Here is a 17,702-nt window from a genome sequence, read left to right on the forward strand (position 1 = left end):
ATGCCAGACCGGGCGTCCGGCTGCGCCCTTCAGTGTGGCATAAATTGGTGCATGGTGGAAATATTTGCCGCTCAAACGTCAACTGTGCGGCGCAAGCGCGCAACAGTCCAGTGAGCCAGCAGGCGGTTGGCGAGGGCAAAGCCGAGGCCGGGGCCGTAGCCGCCGTAGGCCGCCACCTTGCGCTGCATGCGGCTGGCGGGCATGCCGGGCGTCCGTCCGGGGCGGATGGCGAACACGATGCGGTTGTTGCCGGCGATGCCAGTGAACTGGCAGATGCGCTCCTGGAAGCAGTCGCGCAGGCGGGCCAGGGTGGAAGGGTAGCGCGGATCGTAACTAAACATATTAGCGACCAGCACGCCATCCGGCCGTAGCGCGCGCCGGCAATCGGCGTAAAAGCGTGCGCTGGTCAGGGCTGGCGGCAAACCTTCGGCGTCGAAGCCATCGACCAGAAGTACATCGGCGGAGTCGCGCAATTGCGGCATGTAGCGCACCGCATCGGCGTGAATCACCTTGAAGCGCTCGTCGTCTTGCGGGATTTTGAAGCGCTCGCGCAGGGCGATCACGTCTTCGCTCAGTTCCAGCACGGTGATGCGGCTGTTGGGCAGGTAGCGGTAGCAGAATTTGGCCAGCGAACCGCCGCCCAGGCCCACCATCACGATATGCTGCGGACGCGGCTTGAACAGCACGAAGCACATCATGGCGCGGGCGTAGGCCAGCACCAGGCTGTAGGGATCGGCCGGGTCCATCTGGCTCTGGATCTCGCCCGGCGTGAATTCGAGCGAAACGTGGCGCCCGCGCCGTCGGACCTGTGGTTGCTTGCTGAGAGCGGAAGACATTTTGCTAACTTGTTGTCAACTATGATGTTCTGATAAGCTGGCGGGTTGGAGACAAGTGTACCGGGATCGCGTTTACATCAGCAACTTTTATAGGTACATTGCCAACCATATGCCCCCGGGGGCCGAACGGAGAAGAGCATGTTTTTAGATCACCCGACCATTACCGCAACCAACAGCTTTACCGAACCTGACCGTATCGAGCGCCTGACGCGCGTGTATGGCTATGTCGCCGCCCTGGCGGACATGACGGGCAAGGAGCATTTCATCGAAAAGGTCAGCCAGCTGCACGACCACAAGGGTACCCTGATCGTGTTCTGGCACGATACTCCCTCCGAAGAGGAAAAAGACCTCTTCACCAAAGCCTGGGCCAGCAAAGTAGGCGACGGCAGCACCAACGTCGAACACGAGATCTGACCGCGGCTCCGCCGCCAAGCAATGGATATCAAAACCCTGGTTCTGGCACTGGCGCTGGGCAATCTGAGCCTGTGCGCCGCCCTGTTTTTCTTTGAGTACGAAAGCAAGAAGTCGCTGACGCTGTCCACCTGGGCGGTGGCCAAGCAGTGCCAGGCCGTGGCCTGGTTCCTGCTGTACTTCCGCGGCGTGGTGCCGGAATGGCTGTCCGGACCGGCGGCCATGGCCATCCTGCTGGCGGGCTTCGCACTCGATGCCGGCGCCCTGTGGGAAGCGGCCAGCAAGCCGGGATGGCGGCGCGTGCTGCTGCCGGGGCTGGGCGCCGCGGTGGCGGTGCTGCTGGCGCTGCACGTTCTGGATGCCGATCCGGGCCTGCGGATTGCGGCCGGCTCGCTGCTGGTGGCGGCGTTCTTCCTGTCCGGCGTGGCGGCACTGGCGGTCGCCTGGCGTGGCGGCAGCATGCTGCGCCGTTTCCTGATTGTCGCCATGTTCGTGCTGACCGTGGTGGTGGCCGTGCGCGGCGCGCTGACGGCGCTGTTCCCGCTCGGCTTGTCCTGGCTCAGCCCTCCGGCCATGCAGATGTTCGGCTTCGGCGCCTTCTATCTGATGATGCTGACCAATGCCTTCGGCTACCTCCTGCTGTCGCGTGAGAAGCTGCAGGGCGAGCTGGCGCGGCTGGAAATTGTCGATCCTTTGACCGATGTGCCGAACCGCCGCGGTTTTTATCAGGCGCTGGCGCCGTGGATGGCGCTGGCGCGCCGTCCGGGCCAGCCAACTGCCCTGATTTTGCTCAGCCTTGACCAGTTCAAGCGCGTCAACGACAGCTATGGCCATCATGCGGGCGATGCGGCGCTGAAAGCCATGGTCGATACCTGCAAACGCCAGCTGCGCGATAGCGATCAGATCGGACGTCTGGGCGGCGCCGAATTTGCCATCCAGCTGCCGCGTACCTCGCTGGAAGACGCCAAAATGGTGGCGGGGCGCATTCGCACTGCCATTTCCTCGACGCCGGTGAAGACCGAGCGCGCCTTGATCAATCTCACGGCCAGCATGGGCGTGACCACCATCCGCGCCGAGGACAGCACCGTCAGCCTGTTCAAGCGCGCCGACGAAGCCCTGCAATCCGCCAAGCTGCGCGGCGACAACCAGATCGCCGAAGCTAGCCAGCCGGCTGAGGCATAAGGAACCCGAGGCGTGAACCCGGTGCCTGCCACGCCGTGGCAGGCACCAGCCTTTCTGTCGCTGGTTTTGTCATTACCCCGTAACAATGCTCCCGTATTGTGGTAGCATTTTCGGTATAAACGATATAAATGGAATCGACCATGTTTGCCGCCGTCGATCTCGGCTCCAATAGCTTCCGTCTCTCCATCGGCCAGCACGATGGTGAAACTATCCGCATACTGAAAAGCCAGCGTGAACCCATCCGTCTTGCTGCCGGCCTCGATGCCAATGGCAATCTGACGCAGGACGCGATGCAGCGCGCGCTGATGTGCTTGAAAAATTTTCGTATCCTGCTGGCTGCGTACGAACTTGACGCGGTGCGCGTAGTGGCGACTGCCGTGCTGCGCGCCGCACGCAATTCCTCAACCTTCCTGCCGCAGGCCGAGCAAGCCATCGGCTATCCGATCGAGATCATCTCCGGGGAGGAGGAGGGCCGCCTGATTTATATGGGCGTAGCCAACGCACTGGGTCAGCCGAACGAGCGCCGCCTGGTGGTGGATATCGGCGGCGGCTCCACGGAGCTGATCCTGGGCCGCGGCCTGGACATCGAACGCGCCGAATCCTTCAGTGTGGGCAGCGTGAAGCAGAGCCTGTCCTTCTTCATCAATGGCCGTATCGATGCGCCATCGTTTGAAGCGGCGATTCTGTCGGCACGCAGCCATTTCGAGGATGGGGCGCCGCCTTATCATCCGGAATACTGGAAGCGGGCTTACGGCTCCTCCGGCACCATCCGGGCCATTGCCGAAATCATCGAGAAGAACAAGCTGGGCGACGGCATCACGCCCGCCAGCCTGAACGAAGTGCGCAAGCGCTTTATCGCCATCGGCCAGGTCGGCAAAATCGACATGCCCGGCCTGCGCCCCGACCGCGCCAGCACCGTCATCGGCGGCCTGGCCATTCTGATCGGCGTCATGCACGAACTGGGCGTCGAGCGGCTGGAGCCGGTGGAAGCGGGCCTGCGTCTGGGCGTGATGTGGGATCTTTACCTGCGCTCCATGCGCCGCGACCGCCGTGAAGAATCGGTGCGCAGCTACATCCGCAAATTCCACGTGGACGAAGCGCGCGCCGACCGCGTGGCGAACGACGCCTTGACCTTGTTCCAGCAGATGAAGCCGTCCAGCGATGGCATGGGACGCTATCTGTTCTGGTGCGCGCTGATGCACGAGACGGGCATGGTGGTGTCGCAGACCGGCTACCATAAGCACGCGGCCTATATGGTCGAAAACGCCGATCTGCCGGGCTTTACCACCCGCGAGCAGAAGGTGATGGGGCGCATGGTTCTGGCACAGAAGGGCAATCTGCGCAAAATCAGCGAGTATTTGCTGGATTCCGATTTCGCCAAGGCAGTCGTGGCGCTGCGTCTGGCAGTTCTCTTCATGCATTCGCGCATTACAGTCGACGACAAGTGCGTCAAGCTGCGCATGAAGAACCGTATCGACTTGGAAGTAAAGCGCGAACGCGTGGCAGAACACCCTACGCTGTCGTACTGGATGGAGAAGGAACAGGAGTTCTGGGACGAGGTTGGAGTGGATTTCAGTATCAGGACTACTGCTTAAAAGTTAAAAATAGTATATATTGTTTATATTATTCAATAAAAGGAACAGTCCATGAATGCCACGAAAGCCAAACCGGCCGCCAAAACCGCTGCCAAGCCTGCAGCCAAAGCCGCTGTGAAACCTGCTGCCAAAGCAGCCGTCAAGCCAGCGGCCAAGCCTGCTGCTAAACCGGCCGCTAAACCGGTCGCCAAAACCGCCGCTGCCAAGGCGCCTGCTGCCAAGCCAGCCGCAAAGACCGCCGCTCCGAAGGCTGCAGCGCCAAAAGCGGCAGCCGCGAAGCCAGCTGCCAAGGCCCCAGCCGCCAAGCCAGCCAAGGCTGCAAAACCTGCCAAGGCGCCGAAAGCTGCAAAACCAGCCGACAAGCCAGTCGATGCGCTGAAGCCGCGCAAGGAAAAGCTGGTGCGCGACAGCTTCACCATGCCGGAAGCCGAGTACGCAGTGCTGGGCCAGGTGAAAAAAGCCTGCCTGAAGGCCGGTTTCGAAGTGAAGAAGAGCGAATTGCTGCGTATCGGCGTCGCCCTGATTTCCCAGATCGACCTGGCCACCCTGCAGAGCGTTTTGGCGTCTTTGCCACAGCTGAAGACCGGTCGCCCTAAGAAGGCGTGACCATGTCATAGAACTGACATAGAAATGTCATGTTCTGGCAGTAATCAATAGTTACGCTTGCTCTGACTCAACTAGGAGGCAGAGCATGCAAAACACTATTCAAGTAGTAGAACAGAAGGTCGTCACCGGTCGCCTGCTGCTGAGCATGGCCAGCACCCAGGAAGAACTGCGCGAAGTCCAGCGTCTGCGCTACAAGGTGTTCATTGAGAGCATGGGGCTGACTTCCCTGGCCAGCGAAGATGGCCTGGACAGCGATGAATTCGATGAAGTCTGTGATCACCTGATCGTTCGCGAAGCCGACAGCCTGAAGGTCGTCGGCACCTATCGTCTGCTCAACCCGGCCGGCGCCCGCAAACTGGGCCGCGTGTATTCCGAAAACGAATTTGATCTGGGCCGCCTGCGCCACCTGCGCAACCGCATGGTTGAAGCGGGCCGCGCCTGCATTCACCCTGATTACCGCGGCGGCAGCGTGATCATGCTGCTGTGGTCCGGCCTGGCCGAGTACATGCGCCGTCACCAGTGCGAATACCTGACCGGCTGCGCCAGCATCAGTCTGGCCGACGGTGGCCACAACGCCGTCGCAGTGTATGAGCACCTGAAGAAAAGCCATATGGCGCCGCCTGAGTACCGCGTGACCCCGCACCTGCCGTTCCCGATCGGCCAGGTGGAAGCAGCCCGTGCGCCACAGGTTCCACCCCTGCTGAAAGGCTATATGCGCTCTGGCGCCTGGATCTGCGGCGAACCGGCCTGGGACCCTGATTTCGAAAGCGCGGACCTGTACCTGATGATGCCGCTGGCGAATCTGGACAACCGCTACGCCCGTCACTACGGCGTTGCCGCCTAAGCTGTACTGACTGTACCCCCGCGCCGCGTGCCCAACTGTGCACGCGCGCGCGGCGCCTCATTTCTTACCATGCAGACTGGCATTGTGAGATCTGAGGTGAACCATGCAATTCGATCCCCCGCAGCGCGCGGGCTACCAGGAGCGCGCCATCGTGCGCCATCGCGGCCGGCAAGCCGCTCAAGCTACCGATAACGTGGCGGAAGAAGTGCCGGTGGCACTGGTCTTTAATGGCATCTCCCACGCCGTGATGATGGCGACACCGCGCGACCTGGAAGAACTGGCGGTCGGCTTTGCCCTGACCGAAGGCATTGTGCGCGCCGAATCCGAGATTTACGACCTTGAAGCCCGCCTTCTGCCTGCGGCGGCGGAGGTGCAGCTGACCATCGCGCAGGGCGCCTTCATGCAGCTCAAGGAACGCCGCCGCTCTTTGGCGGGCCGCACCGGTTGCGGCGTATGCGGCATCGAAAGCCTGGAGCTGCTGGATCTCTCGCCGGAACCCATTCCACCGTCCGATTTGCCGGAGCCGCTGGCGCCTGCCATCGAGCGCGCGGCCCGCGAACTGGGGCAGCATCAAGCCCTGATGCGCCAGACCGGCGGCGTGCATGCCGCCGCCTGGTGCGGACTGGATGGCGCCGTTCACCGCGTATTCGAGGACGTGGGCCGTCACAATGGGCTGGACAAGCTGGTGGGCCATCTCGCCATGCAGGGTATCGATATGCGCCAGGGCTTCGTCTTCCTATCGAGCCGCGCGAGCTACGAGCTGGCGCGCAAGGCGGCGCGCATGCAGATTCCCATGCTGGCCACGATTTCGGCACCCACCTCGCTGGCCATCGATATTGCCCGCCAGGCAGGCCTGAAACTGGTCAGCTTCTGCCGCGCCGATGGCTTCGTCGAATACACGGAGGTGGAACATGCCTGATCCCGTCAGCTTGCGCATCGCCGTATTCACCGTCAGCAGCCGCCGCACGGCAGCCGATGACAGTTCCGGCGATCTGCTGGCCGAACGCCTGCAAGCGGCTGGCCATCAGCTGGTACGACGCGCCATCGTGCCGGACAATTTGTACGAAATCCGCCGCGTCATGAGCGACTGCATCGCCGAGAACGAGATTCAGGTGGTGCTGACCAGCGGCGGTACCGGCTTTGCGGCGAATAATGTGGTGCCGGACGCGGTGCTGCCGCTGCTGGACCGCGAAGTGCCGGGATTTGGCGAGATGCTGCGTCAGCTGTCCTACGACGATATCGGTACGTCCGCCTTGCAGGCCCGCGCCTTGGCGGGCATCGCCAATGAGACGCTGATTTTCTGCCTGCCGGGTTCCCCCGGCGCTTGCCGGCTGGCCTGGGACGGCATCCTCGCCGAACAATTGGACAGCCGCCACAAGCCCTGCAACTTCGCCTCGCGCTTCAAACCTTAAGGACAAGCCCCCGTGCCGGACGCCTGGCTGCGCACCGCCCTGGCGATATCGGCGGCCATATGGGCGATATTGCGCCGATGGCCCATCACTAATGCCTCATTGCCTGCTGCCACTTCTTCGCGGGCGATGGTGCGGCAGGTCAGGACTTGCTGGCTGCCCGCCGGGCGCACGCTCCACACCGCGTCCAGCAGGGCATACTGGCCGGGCGCGGACTCGAAACGCTGCACGCTGGTGCTGATGCGATAGACCGTGGCCTTGTCCGGCGGCTGGGTGCGGAACACGTCAATTGCGCCAAGCTCGCCCGACACCGCCAGCGACAGTGCCTGTCCGATTTCCGAAGCGGGCGGCGAAGCCCAGCGCTCCTGCTCCAGCACGTCGATGCGTCCTTCACCCGAAGTCACCACCAGCTGGCTGCGCGCCAGTTGCTGCGGCACGCTCACATTGTGCACTTCGATGTAGTAGCCGGGATTGGGCGCGGCCGAGGCGGGCGCCATGCCGCTGCTGAGGCTATAGAAGTGTTCCGGCGGCGCGCTCGCGCAGCCTGCCAGCAGCAATGCGGCTGCCGCGCCGCCTGACAAAACGTGCCAGCGCATCATTTGTTCTCCTTCATGGGCAGAGGTTTGGCGCGGATGATCGCCTCCGGATGGCGTTCGAGGTAGTCGGACAATTCGCTCAGCGATTGCAGTGTTTGCGTCAGCTGCTGCAGCGCGGTGCGGAGGTCGGACTGCACCGGCGAATCCTGCTGCAGCACCTGCTGCGCCGCGCCGAAGGTCTGGCGCGCCTCGCCCAGCGTGGCCTGCAGCTCCGGCACCAGCTGCGCATCGACTTTCTTGAACAGCGTATCGGCGCTCTTCAGCGAATCGCGCAGGTTGTTGCCGATCTGGTCGAACGGCACTTTATCCAGCTTGCGCGCGATGCTGGCGATCTGGGTCTGCAACTCGTCCAGCGCATTCGGCACCGTCGGCACCTCGATCGGATAGGCGCTCATATCCAGCTTGACCTGGGCCGCGTTGGGGAAGAAGTCCAGCGCGATGTACAACTGGCCGGTCAGCAGATTCCCCGTGCGCAGCTGGCCGCGCAGGCCGTGGCTGACCATGCGTTCCAGTACCACCGGACCGGCATTGCGGTCCTGCTCGTCCGCCACCGTGGCCTGGAAGCGGCGCCCCAGGCGGCTTGGGTACATGTCCACCGTGACCGGCATCCTGAAGTCCTTCTTGACCGGATCGAATTCCACGCCCACCGAACGCACTTCGCCCAGCACGATGCCGCGGAAGTCCACCGGCGCGCCTGGCGACAGGCCGCGCACCGACTGGTTGAAGTAGAACACGGTGGTAATCGGCGCGCCATCCTGTTCGCGCATCGCCTTGGCCTGATCGGAGGCCAGCGGGAAGTCGCTGCCGGCCTGCGCCAGGGCATCCGGTTGCCGTCCGCTGAGCGATTCGAAGGCGATGCCGCCAATCAGCAGAGCCGCCACCGATTGCGTGTTCAGCTTGAAGCCGTTGGAATCAAGCCGCAGATCGACGCCGCTCGCGTGCCACCAGCGCGTATTCTTGCCGACGTACTGGTCGTAAGGTGCATTGACGAAGACCTTGATTGCCACGCCCTGGCCATGGTTCTCCAGGTCGTAGCCGATCACTTGGCCGACCGTGATGCGGCGGTAGTAGATGGGCGAGCCGGCATCGATCGAGCCCAGTGTCTCGCTGTGCAAGGTGTATTGCGTGCCTTTCTGGTCGCCCGCCACTTGCGGCACTTTCTCCAGACCTGTGAATTCGTGGCTGGTGTCCTGCGATTTGCCGGCATCGACGCCGATATAGGCGCCGGATAGCAGGGTCCCGAGTCCGGACACACCGCTGACGCCAATGCGCGGCTTCACCACCCAGAAGCGCGTATCGGCCGCCGTGAAGCGTCGTGCATCCTTGTTCATGTCGATGGTTACCAGCACCTTGCTCAAGTCCGTCGACAGGGAGATCGCGCGTACCAGGCCGATTTCCACATCCTTGTATTTCACCTTGGTCTTGCCGGCCTCCAGGCCCTCGCCGCTGCGGAAGCTGACCACCACCGTCGGACCCTGGTCCAGATAGGACCTGGCCACCAGCGTGATCCCGATCAGCGCCGCAATCAGGGGCACCAGCCAGACCAGGGAAGGCAGCCAGCGGCCGGCCTTGTCGACCCTGGGTTCGGGCAGCGGGGCGCCAGCCGTGTTGGGCGGCTGGCCGTCGTTCTCAGACATGTTGTTCTCCATTCGGTGGGAGCGGGTCCCAGATCAGGCGCGGGTCGAATTGCATGGAAGCGACCATGGTCAGTATCACCACGCCGCAGAAAGCCACTGCGCCCGGCCCGGCGGTGATGGTGGCCAGCGACTGGAAGCGCACCAGCGCCACCGTCAGCGTGATGACGAAGATGTCGAGCATGGACCAGCGGCCCACGAACTCCACCAGGCGGTAGAGGCGGGTGCGCTGCATCGGCCGCCAGGGCGAGCGGCGTTGCGCCGTCCACGCCAGCAGCGACAGGGCGGCCAGCTTCAGCACGGGCACCATGATGCTGGCAATGAAGATGATCGCCGCCAGACCGGGCGAGCCGCTGTTCCAGAAAAAGAGCACGCCGCTGATAATGGTGTCGTCTTCCCGTCCGAACAGGGAGTGGGTGTACATCACCGGCAGCACGTTGGCGGGGATGTACAGGATGGCGGCGGCGATCAGATAAGCCCAGGTGCGGCCGATGCTGTCCGGATGGCGGCGATGCAGGCGTGCGTGGCAGCGCGGGCAGCGTTTATGCGGCGCCGACACCAGGCCGCAAACATGGCAGGACAGGGCTTCGTGCGGCACCGTTGGCGTATGCGAGGGCTGCGGCGACAGGGCATCGCCCAGATTCCACAGTGTTTTCGGATCGAAGGACACCACAATCGCCAGCATGATGGTCAACGCGCCAAAGGCAAACAGGCCGGGCTCCAGTACCACCTCGGCCAGGCTGGTCATCTTGACGATGGTGATGAGGATGCCGATCATCAGCACCTCGGTCATGCCCCAGCGCCGTGTCAGATGAACGGCGTGCAGCAGGGGATTGAATAAGCGAGGCTTGTGGCCGCCGGCCAGCGCCAGGGTCACGTGCAGCAGCGACAGCAGCTCGATGGCCGGCAACAGGATGGTGAACAGGAACACCGCCGTCGCCACCAGCGGCATATGCTCCTGCCACAGCACGAGGATGGCGCCCAGCAGCGTGGCGCGCGAAGCGTTGCCGTTGACCTCCAGCTCGACGATGGGGAATAGCTGGGCCATCAGATAGACGATCAACGCAGCCAGCGTGATGGCCGCCATGCGGCCGGCGTCCGAATAAATGCCGCGATAGAGCACCGAGCGGCAGCGCACGCAGCGCGCCTTTTCGCGCGGACGTACGGGGCGCCGCCGATGCAGCACGCCGCAGTCGTGACAGCTGATCAAATCGTATCGTGGCCTGCTCTCAGTCATGGCTGCATGATACGACAAAACTTCGCAGCACTAATCGATCCTGAAGTCCTTGCCGACGGGGACCTCGTCCGGCATCGGCAGGCCGCACAATTCCAGCACCGAACGTTCAATGGTCCGGCTCATGGCGTCCAGCGCCAGGCAGTTTGGCGCATTGCCGAAAGGTTCGCCGATTTCCTGGGCGATGGCTTCCAGCGCGAACAGCGTGTAAGCCACCAGCACCGAGATCAGCGGGGTAGCCGTGCTGATCGCGTGCATCAGGCCAAACGGCAGCAGGAAACAGTAGGCGTAAATGGTCCGGTGCAGCAGCACATTGTAAGGATAGGGGATGGGGGTGCTGGCAATACGCTCGCAGCCGCCGACGGCTTCGGCCAGGCGGTTGATCTGTGCATCCAGCATCCACATGGTTTGCGGATCGGCCGCGTCATGCAGCTCGCGGCGCAGTTCATTCAGCACGCATATCGGACGGTAGGCACGCAGCGCAAGCGCCGCGGCTTCTTCGGGCGGCAGCAAGCGCTCCAGGTCCGGCTTGGGATCGGTGCGGCGCAGCTGATGGCGCAGCAGATGCACAAAGGCGATCAGGCGATGCGAAAAGCGGACGCGGTCGATTCGGCCCTCCGGCAGGTAGACCAGCGTCTGCGACGTCAGGGCGCGCGCCGCGATCAGCACATTGCCCCACAGCTGGCGCGCTTCCACATAGCGCTGGTAGCTGGCGTTGTTGCGGAAGGCGAGGAAAATAGCCAGGCTGACGCCCAGCAGGGAGAAGGGCGCCGTGTCGAGGTGCAGATGCTCGCCGAAGAAGCGTCCGTTCCCATACACGGCGACCAGGCTGATGACCAGCATGATCGCCAGTTGCGGCAGGACCATTGGCAAAACGGAGCCATGCCATATCAGCAGCATGCGGAACCAGTTAGCCTGGGGACGGACGATCATGGGATCTCCTTAGTGACTCAGGTCCACGCGCCCGCGGAACACGTGGTATTGGTACAAGTTATAGCCGATCATGACCGGGAACACAACAGCGATCCCGCACAGCATGAAGGCCATCGTGGCGCTGTCCGACGCCGCCTGCGCCAGCGAGAGCTTGCCCGGCACCAGGTCGGGGAAAATGCTCACGCCCAGGCCCAGGAAGGAGGCCAGGAACAGCAGGATGGCGCCGCGGAACGGTCCCTGGCTGGATTGAATGTGCAGGGAATACAGCACATAGGCACCGGCGAAAGCGGCCAGTCCGGCCAGCGCCGCCAGCAGCGGGAACACGCCCGGCTGCATCCAGCGGTCATGGCCGATTTCCGGGAACTGCATCGACATCGCCGTCAGCACCGTCGCCGCGCCAAAAGCCAGCAACAGGCTGATGACGGTATGGCGGCGCGAAGCCACGACCAGTTCATCATGCGTCTTCTTGATCAGGTAAGTGGCGCCCAGCAGCGCATAGCCCGCAATCACGCCCAGCGCGCACAGGGCGGTGAAGCCGAAGGACAGTCCTCCCGGCTCCAGGCCGGTGATGACGCGGCCCAGGATCACACCCTGGCAGGCGGCGGCGCCGAGGCTGCCGATGCCGAAGACGATGTCCCAGCCGCGGCGGCGGCCCGCGGCATGGCGGAATTCAATGGCGGCTCCTCGTGCAATCAGGCTGGCGATCAGTGCCATCACTGGCACGTACAACTGCTCCATCAGGGCCGCATAGGCGGCAGGGAAGGCGCCAAACATTGCGCCGCCCAGCACCACCAGCCAGGTTTCATTGGCATCCCACACATGGCCGATGGACAGGAAGATCTGGTCGCGTTCCTTTTCCTCACGCGAGAACAGGCTGAGAATGCCGACGCCGAGATCGAAGCCGTCGGTAATCACATAGAACACCAGCATCAGGCACATCAGGCCGAACCAGGCGTTAGTCAGAATTTCATGCATGATTTGGCTCCTCGAATTGTGGACCGTTGCGCAGCCATTTGCGGGCAAAGGTGAAGAAGGCGATAAACAAGACGATGTAGAAGGCGATGAACATGGCGCTGCTGGACCAGATGGCGCCCGCCGCGACCGATGATGCCGCGTCCCTGGTGCGCAGCAGTCCGTAGACCGACCACGGCTGGCGGCCCACTTCACGCACGATCCAGCCGCATTCCACTGCGATATAAGGCAGCGGGATGCACAGCACCCAGGCCAGCAGCAGCTTGCGCTGGGCCAGCAGCGCTTCAAGACGTCCACGGGCGCGCTTCAGGCCCCAGGCGGTCCACACGGCCAGTGCGGCCAGCAGGAAGCCAATGCCCGCCATCACGCGGAAGGCGTAATACAGCAGGGGCAGGGCAGGTGGCTGGTCTTCCAGCGGGATGTCGCGCATGCCGGTCACTTTGCCGTGAACGTCGTGCGTGGCCAGGATACTCAGCATGCCAGGCAGTTCCAGCGACCAGTCGTTGCGCTGTTCCTGCTTGTTCGGCCAGGCCAGCAGCGACCAGTTGGCGGCGGTGCCGGGCGCGTTGGTTTCCCAGTGGCCTTCGATGGCCGCACCTTTGGCAGGCTGGCGCTCAAAGACTTCCACGCCGCTGGCGTCGCCGATCAGCACTTGCAGTGGCGCCACGACAGCCAAGGTGAGCAGTGCGATCTTGAAGGAGCGGGCGAAGAAGGGCGCGTGGCGGCGGCGATACAGATGCCAGGCCGAGATGCCAATCACCACCACCAGACCGGTTTCCATGGCGGCCAGCCACATATGCGACACGCCAAAGGCCATGGCCGGGTTGAAGATGGCGTCAACATAGCTGGTGACGACGACCTTGCCGTTTTCGACAGCGATACCGGCCGGCGTTTGCATCCATGAGTTGGCGACCATAATCCAGAAGGCGGAAATGGTCGAACCCAGCGCCACCATGGCGGTTGCGAACAGGTGCACCTTGCGTGGCACCTTGCCCCAGCCCCACAGCATGACGCCGATGAAGCCTGCCTCCAGCATGAAGGCCATGGCGCCTTCGAAGCCGAGGATATTGCCGATAAATTGTCCGGTGAAGCGCGAGAAGCCTGCCCAGTTGGTGCCGAACTGGAATTCCATCGGAATGCCGCTGACCACGCCCACGGCGAAGTTCAGGATCAGCAGCTTGCTCCAGTAGCGCACGTGGTGGTAGTAGATCACTTCACCACGGCGCAGCCACAGCGCTTCCATCAGCATCACGAAGGCGGACAGGCTGATGGTCAGGATGGGCCACAGGATGTGAAAGATGGCTGTCATCGCGAACTGCGCGCGCGACAGCATCAGGCTCGCCTCATGCATGATGTTCTCCTTGGGCGGGATGCAGCAGGACCGGGATCGACTTGGAGGTTGGCGTATTGGCCAGGTCCGCCACGCTTTCCAGCGGCACCAGCGGATTGGTCTCGGGGTAATAGGCGCCCACGCAGCCACGCGGAATGTCGTATTCCACCAGCAGGAAGTCGTCGGCGCGGCGCTGCACGCCATCCGGCCAGACGCTGGTAACGTCCACGCGGCCGCCAGCCTGGAAGCCCAGCATATGCAGGTCTTCCTTGTTGATGAAGATCACGCGGCGCAGACCGAACACGCCGCGGTAGCGGTCATCCAGACCATAGATGGTGGTGTTGTACTGGTCGTGCGAACGCGTGGTCATCATCGTCAGCAGACGCTTGCCATGAATGGCGCGGGCACGGTGGATCGGCGTGTCGCGGTCGACGGCGTTGACCAGGAACTGCGCCTTGCCGCTTGGCGTCAGCCATTCGCGTTCGCGCGAAGCGACCTTCAGATGGAAGCCGCCCGGTTTGGCGATGCGCTCGTTGTAGTCGTAGAAGTCGTCGAAGACTTTTTCGATTTCATCGCGGATCAGGGCATAGTCGCCCGCAAAGCGCAGCCAGTCGACCTTCTTGCTGCCCAGCGTGGCCTGCGCAATATTGGCGACGATGGCCACTTCCGACATCAGGTTGGGCGAGGCGGGCTGGTTGATGCCGTAGGAGATGTGCACCATGCTGACCGAGTCTTCCACGGTCACGCCTTGCGCCACGCCGTTCTGCAGGTCGATTTCGGTACGGCCCAGGGTTGGCAGGATCAGCGCATCACGGCCGTGAATCAGGTGGCTGCGATTCAGTTTGGTGGCGATATGCACGGTCAGGTCGCAATTGCGCAGGCCTTGCCAGGTCAGCGGCGTATCCGGCGTGGCCTGGGCGAAGTTGCCGCCCAAGCCGATGAAGACTTTGACGCGGCCATCGAGCATGGCGTGGATGGTGTTCACCACGTCCAGGCCGTGATGGCGCGGGGGCTCGAAATCGTAGACCTTCTGCAGGCGGTCGAGGAATTCGACGGAAGGCTGTTCTTCAATGCCGACGGTACGATCGCCCTGTACATTGGAGTGCCCACGCACCGGGCACAGTCCCGCACCGGGCTTGCCGATATTCCCGCGCATCATCATGAGATTCGACAGCATCTGGATCGCCTGCACGGAATTTTTGTGCTGGGTGAGGCCCATGCCCCAGGTGCAGATCACGCGTTCGCTGGTGGCATAGAGCAGGGTCAGTTCTTCGATTTGTTCGCGGCTGATGCCTGATTCTTCGATCAGCACATGCCAGCTTTCGTCGCGCAGGTCGCGGGCGAAATTGTGGAAGCCGACGGTGTGCTCGGCGATGAAGTCCGTATCGAGCACGCGGCTCAGACCTGCGGCCATGGCTTTGTCATCCAGTTCCACCAGGCGCTTGGCGATGGCTTTGATCAGCGCGAAGTCGCCGCCGAGTTTGGGCTGCACGAACATATTGCTGATGTGGGTGCTGCCGTTGGTGACCATCTCGCCGGGACTTTGCGGGTCCTGGAAGCGCTCCAGGCCGCGCTCCTTCAGCGGGTTGATGGAAACGATGGTGGCGCCGCGCTTCGCGCATTCACGCAGCTCGCCCATCATGCGCGGGTGATTGGTGGCGGGGTTCTGACCGAACAGCAGCAGGGTATCCGCATGTTCGAAGTCGTCCAGCGTGACGGTGCCTTTGCCGACGCCGACCGTTTGCGGCAGTCCTCGGCTGGTCGCTTCGTGGCACATATTGGAGCAGTCGGGGAAATTGTTGGTGCCGTACATGCGCACGAACAGCTGGTAGAGATAGGCGGCTTCGTTGCTGGCGCGGCCGGAAGTGTAGAAGGCGGCGCGGTTCGGATCGTCCAGTGCGTTCAGATGGCGGCCAATCAGCTTGTAGGCATCGGCCCAGGCGATGGGGACGTATTTGTCGCTGGCGCTGTCGTACACCATCGGATCGGTCAGGCGGCCATGCTGTTCCAGCTCGTAGTCGGTTTGCTCCATCAACTGCGCGACGGTGTATTTGGCGAAGAATTCGGCGCGTACGCGCTTGCTGGTCGCTTCGGCCGCCACGGCCTTCACGCCGTTTTCGCAGAATTCAAAGGTGGAGGTGTGGGCACGGTCGGGCCATGCGCAGCCGGGGCAGTCGAAGCCGTCCGGCTGGTTCTGGGAGAACAGCGTGCTCAGATTGCCTGCGCTGACGCGTTCGCGGTACAGGTTCAGGGCCACGTATTTCAGGGCTCCCCAGCCGCCGGCAGGGTTGCTGTAGGGGGAGATATGGCCTTTGGATTCGGGTTTTGCCATGATGCGCTTCCTTTCTGTTGTGCGTACCGTAAGGTTATTGGCGCTGGGTGATGCGCGGCGTGTACAGAAAGAGGCGGCGGAGGGGAGTACAGTGGACCGGGCCAGTTCGCAACTGTACTGCTGCGATATACTGGCATGGCGGATCGATGATCCGCCCTACCATGCTATGCCTATGAATCTTTACGAGACACTTGCTGCGGATATTGAGGGCCAGGTGGTGCGCGGCGTGCTGCTGGAAGGCGAGCGCCTGCCTTCCGTGCGCCAGGCCAGCCAGCATCGCTCGCTGAGTATCAGCACCGTGCTGCGCGCCTACTCGCTGCTGGAGAGCCGCGGCGTGATCGAGAGCCGTCCGCAGTCAGGCTATTTCGTGCGCCCACGTCCACGGACCACGCTGCGCAGTGCGGAGCCGGCGCCACTGGTGCTGTCGTCGGAAGTGGATGTGAGCCGGCTGGTGCTATCGACGCTGCGTACCATCCGCACCCAGGGCGCCATTCCGCTAGGCTCGCCGTATCCCGACCCCGCACCGTTCCCCTGGCCGCGCATCAGCCAGTACGCCAACGCGATTGCGCGCCGCAGCCAGGAATGGAGTGTGATGGACGATCTGCCGCCGGGGAATCCGCAGCTGATCCGCCAGATCGCGCGCCGCCATATGGAGAATGGGCTGGTGGTCGATCCTTCCGAAATCATCATCACGGTAGGCGCCACGGAAGCGATCAATATGTGCCTTCAGGCCGTGGCCAAGCCGGGCGACACCATCGCCGTCGAATCGCCGACTTTTTACGCCATGCTGCACGCGATCGAGCGCATGGGCATGCGTGCGCTGGAAATCCCGACCGATCACCGCAAGGGCATCAGCATTGAAGCGCTGCGCACGGCGCTGGCGCAGCAGCGTGTGGCGGCCTGCATGGTGATGCCGAACTTCCAGAATCCGCTGGGCTTCCAGATGCCTGACGCGCGCAAGCGCGAGCTGGTGGAGCTGCTGTCGGAGCACGACATTCCTGTGATCGAAAACGATGTCTACCACGAGCTGTATTACGGCGACACCCACCCGACCTGCCTGAAGTCGTATGACACCAAGGGCATCGTGCTGCACTGCTCATCGTTTTCCAAGAGCCTGACCGCCAATTACCGCATCGGCTGGGCGCTGCCGGGACGCTATACGGCGCAAGTGGAAAAGCTCAAGTTCCTGAACACGCTCACTACACCATCCTTGCCGCAGCTGGCGATTGCGGAGTATCTGCAAAACGATGGCTACGACCGCCACCTGCGCAAAGTCCGCAAAGGCTATGAACAGCGGGCACGGATGATGGCGGCGGCCGCGCTGCGCTTTTTCCCGGCCGGGACGGAAGTCTCGGAACCGCAGGGCGGCTACGTGCTGTGGGTGAAACTGCCCGACGGCGTGGACGCGATGCAGCTGTATTCGAAAGCGCTGGAGCGCAAGATCACGGTTGGCCCAGGCCATATGTTCTCGGCGCGCGGCAGTTACACGAACTACATCCGGCTGAATTTCAGCTATCCCTGGTCGAAAGAGATCGAGGACGCCCTGCGCACGCTGGGCAAACTGGTTGGAGAATTACTGTGAATGAGGAAGAACTGGTATCCCTGCTGGCCAGGATCGCGGAGCTGGAAGCGGAACGCCCCTGTTCGCTGGCGCGCCTGGCGAAGCAGTCGGGCAGGGCGATGAGCACTTTGCTGCGCGAGTTGTCCGTGCTGGAAGCCGCAGGTCTGGTTCAGCGCGACGGCGACAATGTGCGCATTATCCCGCCGGCTGCTTGAACTGCACCGGCC

Annotated in this window: 17 protein-coding genes; 9 read left to right on the forward strand and 8 right to left on the reverse strand. The window is 62.9% G+C overall.

All coding sequences use genetic code 11. The features are described 5' to 3' along the window. Positions 1–71: 71 nt before the first annotated feature. Positions 72–836: a methyltransferase domain-containing protein gene (locus AB4Z19_RS22325; RefSeq protein ID WP_442025572.1), complete on the reverse strand. Its 765-nt coding sequence runs from the start codon at positions 834–836 to the stop codon at positions 72–74. A gap of 138 nt (positions 837–974) precedes the next feature. Here AB4Z19_RS22325 and AB4Z19_RS22330 point away from each other — a divergent pair, with 138 nt between their 5' ends. The 7 genes from AB4Z19_RS22330 (at position 975) to moaB (ending at position 6,886) form a co-directional block, all read left to right on the forward strand. After that, positions 975–1,250 carry a hypothetical protein gene (locus AB4Z19_RS22330; RefSeq protein WP_442036032.1) on the forward strand — a complete coding sequence of 92 codons (276 nt, stop codon included), beginning with the start codon at positions 975–977 and terminating at the stop codon, positions 1,248–1,250. 21 nt (positions 1,251–1,271) lie between these two features. Then, positions 1,272–2,429: a GGDEF domain-containing protein gene (locus tag AB4Z19_RS22335; RefSeq protein WP_442030262.1), complete on the forward strand. Its 1,158-nt coding sequence runs from the start codon at positions 1,272–1,274 to the stop codon at positions 2,427–2,429. A 140-nt stretch (positions 2,430–2,569) separates the two neighbouring features. Continuing rightward, complete coding sequence (locus AB4Z19_RS22340) at positions 2,570–4,024, forward strand: Ppx/GppA phosphatase family protein (protein WP_442036034.1); 1,455 nt, start codon at positions 2,570–2,572, stop codon at positions 4,022–4,024. A gap of 51 nt (positions 4,025–4,075) precedes the next feature. Beyond that, positions 4,076–4,630: a hypothetical protein gene (locus AB4Z19_RS22345; protein WP_442027374.1), complete on the forward strand. Its 555-nt coding sequence runs from the start codon at positions 4,076–4,078 to the stop codon at positions 4,628–4,630. Positions 4,631–4,715: 85 nt separating this feature from the next. Beyond that, positions 4,716–5,474: a GNAT family N-acetyltransferase gene (locus AB4Z19_RS22350; protein ID WP_442027372.1), complete on the forward strand. Its 759-nt coding sequence runs from the start codon at positions 4,716–4,718 to the stop codon at positions 5,472–5,474. Between the two features lie 103 nt (positions 5,475–5,577). Beyond that, entirely contained in the window at positions 5,578–6,393 is an 816-nt protein-coding gene (fdhD, locus tag AB4Z19_RS22355; RefSeq protein WP_442027371.1) for a formate dehydrogenase accessory sulfurtransferase FdhD, read from the forward strand. After that, positions 6,386–6,886, forward strand: coding sequence for a molybdenum cofactor biosynthesis protein B (moaB, locus tag AB4Z19_RS22360; protein ID WP_442027370.1), 501 nt, complete (start codon positions 6,386–6,388; stop codon positions 6,884–6,886). The genes fdhD and moaB overlap by 8 nt, the downstream gene beginning before the upstream one ends. On the opposite strand, the gene AB4Z19_RS22365 is transcribed toward moaB, so the two are convergent. From AB4Z19_RS22365 to AB4Z19_RS22395, 7 genes are read right to left on the reverse strand one after another with little or no spacing between them, the layout of a single operon-like run. Then, on the reverse strand, positions 6,883–7,482 hold the full coding sequence (locus AB4Z19_RS22365) for a PqiC family protein (protein WP_442027369.1): 600 nt from the start codon (positions 7,480–7,482) through the stop codon (positions 6,883–6,885). The genes moaB and AB4Z19_RS22365 overlap by 4 nt on opposite strands. Beyond that, entirely contained in the window at positions 7,479–9,116 is a 1,638-nt protein-coding gene (locus AB4Z19_RS22370) for a PqiB family protein (protein ID WP_442036036.1), read from the reverse strand. The genes AB4Z19_RS22365 and AB4Z19_RS22370 overlap by 4 nt, the downstream gene beginning before the upstream one ends. Next, positions 9,109–10,350, reverse strand: coding sequence for a paraquat-inducible protein A (locus AB4Z19_RS22375; protein ID WP_442036038.1), 1,242 nt, complete (start codon positions 10,348–10,350; stop codon positions 9,109–9,111). Before AB4Z19_RS22375 ends, AB4Z19_RS22370 begins: the two co-directional genes overlap by 8 nt. A gap of 30 nt (positions 10,351–10,380) precedes the next feature. After that, positions 10,381–11,280 (reverse strand): bestrophin family protein, encoded by a 900-nt coding sequence (locus AB4Z19_RS22380; RefSeq protein WP_442028786.1) that lies wholly within the window; start codon positions 11,278–11,280, stop codon positions 10,381–10,383. Positions 11,281–11,289: 9 nt separating this feature from the next. Further along, positions 11,290–12,255 carry a cytochrome d ubiquinol oxidase subunit II gene (locus AB4Z19_RS22385; protein ID WP_442036040.1) on the reverse strand — a complete coding sequence of 322 codons (966 nt, stop codon included), beginning with the start codon at positions 12,253–12,255 and terminating at the stop codon, positions 11,290–11,292. Next, positions 12,248–13,603, reverse strand: coding sequence for a cytochrome ubiquinol oxidase subunit I (locus AB4Z19_RS22390; protein ID WP_442036042.1), 1,356 nt, complete (start codon positions 13,601–13,603; stop codon positions 12,248–12,250). The genes AB4Z19_RS22385 and AB4Z19_RS22390 overlap by 8 nt, the downstream gene beginning before the upstream one ends. Beyond that, complete coding sequence (locus AB4Z19_RS22395) at positions 13,596–15,914, reverse strand: FdhF/YdeP family oxidoreductase (RefSeq protein ID WP_442036043.1); 2,319 nt, start codon at positions 15,912–15,914, stop codon at positions 13,596–13,598. The genes AB4Z19_RS22390 and AB4Z19_RS22395 overlap by 8 nt, the downstream gene beginning before the upstream one ends. Before the next feature lie 172 nt (positions 15,915–16,086). Between AB4Z19_RS22395 and AB4Z19_RS22400 the strand changes: the two genes are divergently transcribed. Together AB4Z19_RS22400 and AB4Z19_RS22405 are read left to right on the forward strand one after the other, a co-directional pair. Further along, positions 16,087–17,496, forward strand: coding sequence for an aminotransferase-like domain-containing protein (locus tag AB4Z19_RS22400; protein WP_442022819.1), 1,410 nt, complete (start codon positions 16,087–16,089; stop codon positions 17,494–17,496). After that, on the forward strand, positions 17,493–17,690 hold the full coding sequence (locus AB4Z19_RS22405) for an HVO_A0114 family putative DNA-binding protein (protein ID WP_442022820.1): 198 nt from the start codon (positions 17,493–17,495) through the stop codon (positions 17,688–17,690). Before AB4Z19_RS22400 ends, AB4Z19_RS22405 begins: the two co-directional genes overlap by 4 nt. The last annotated feature ends 12 nt before the right edge of the window (positions 17,691–17,702 follow it).

Origin of the sequence: Pseudoduganella sp. RAF19 (genome assembly GCF_052114165.1) — a bacterium.
Classification (GTDB): domain Bacteria; phylum Pseudomonadota; class Gammaproteobacteria; order Burkholderiales; family Burkholderiaceae_D; genus Rugamonas.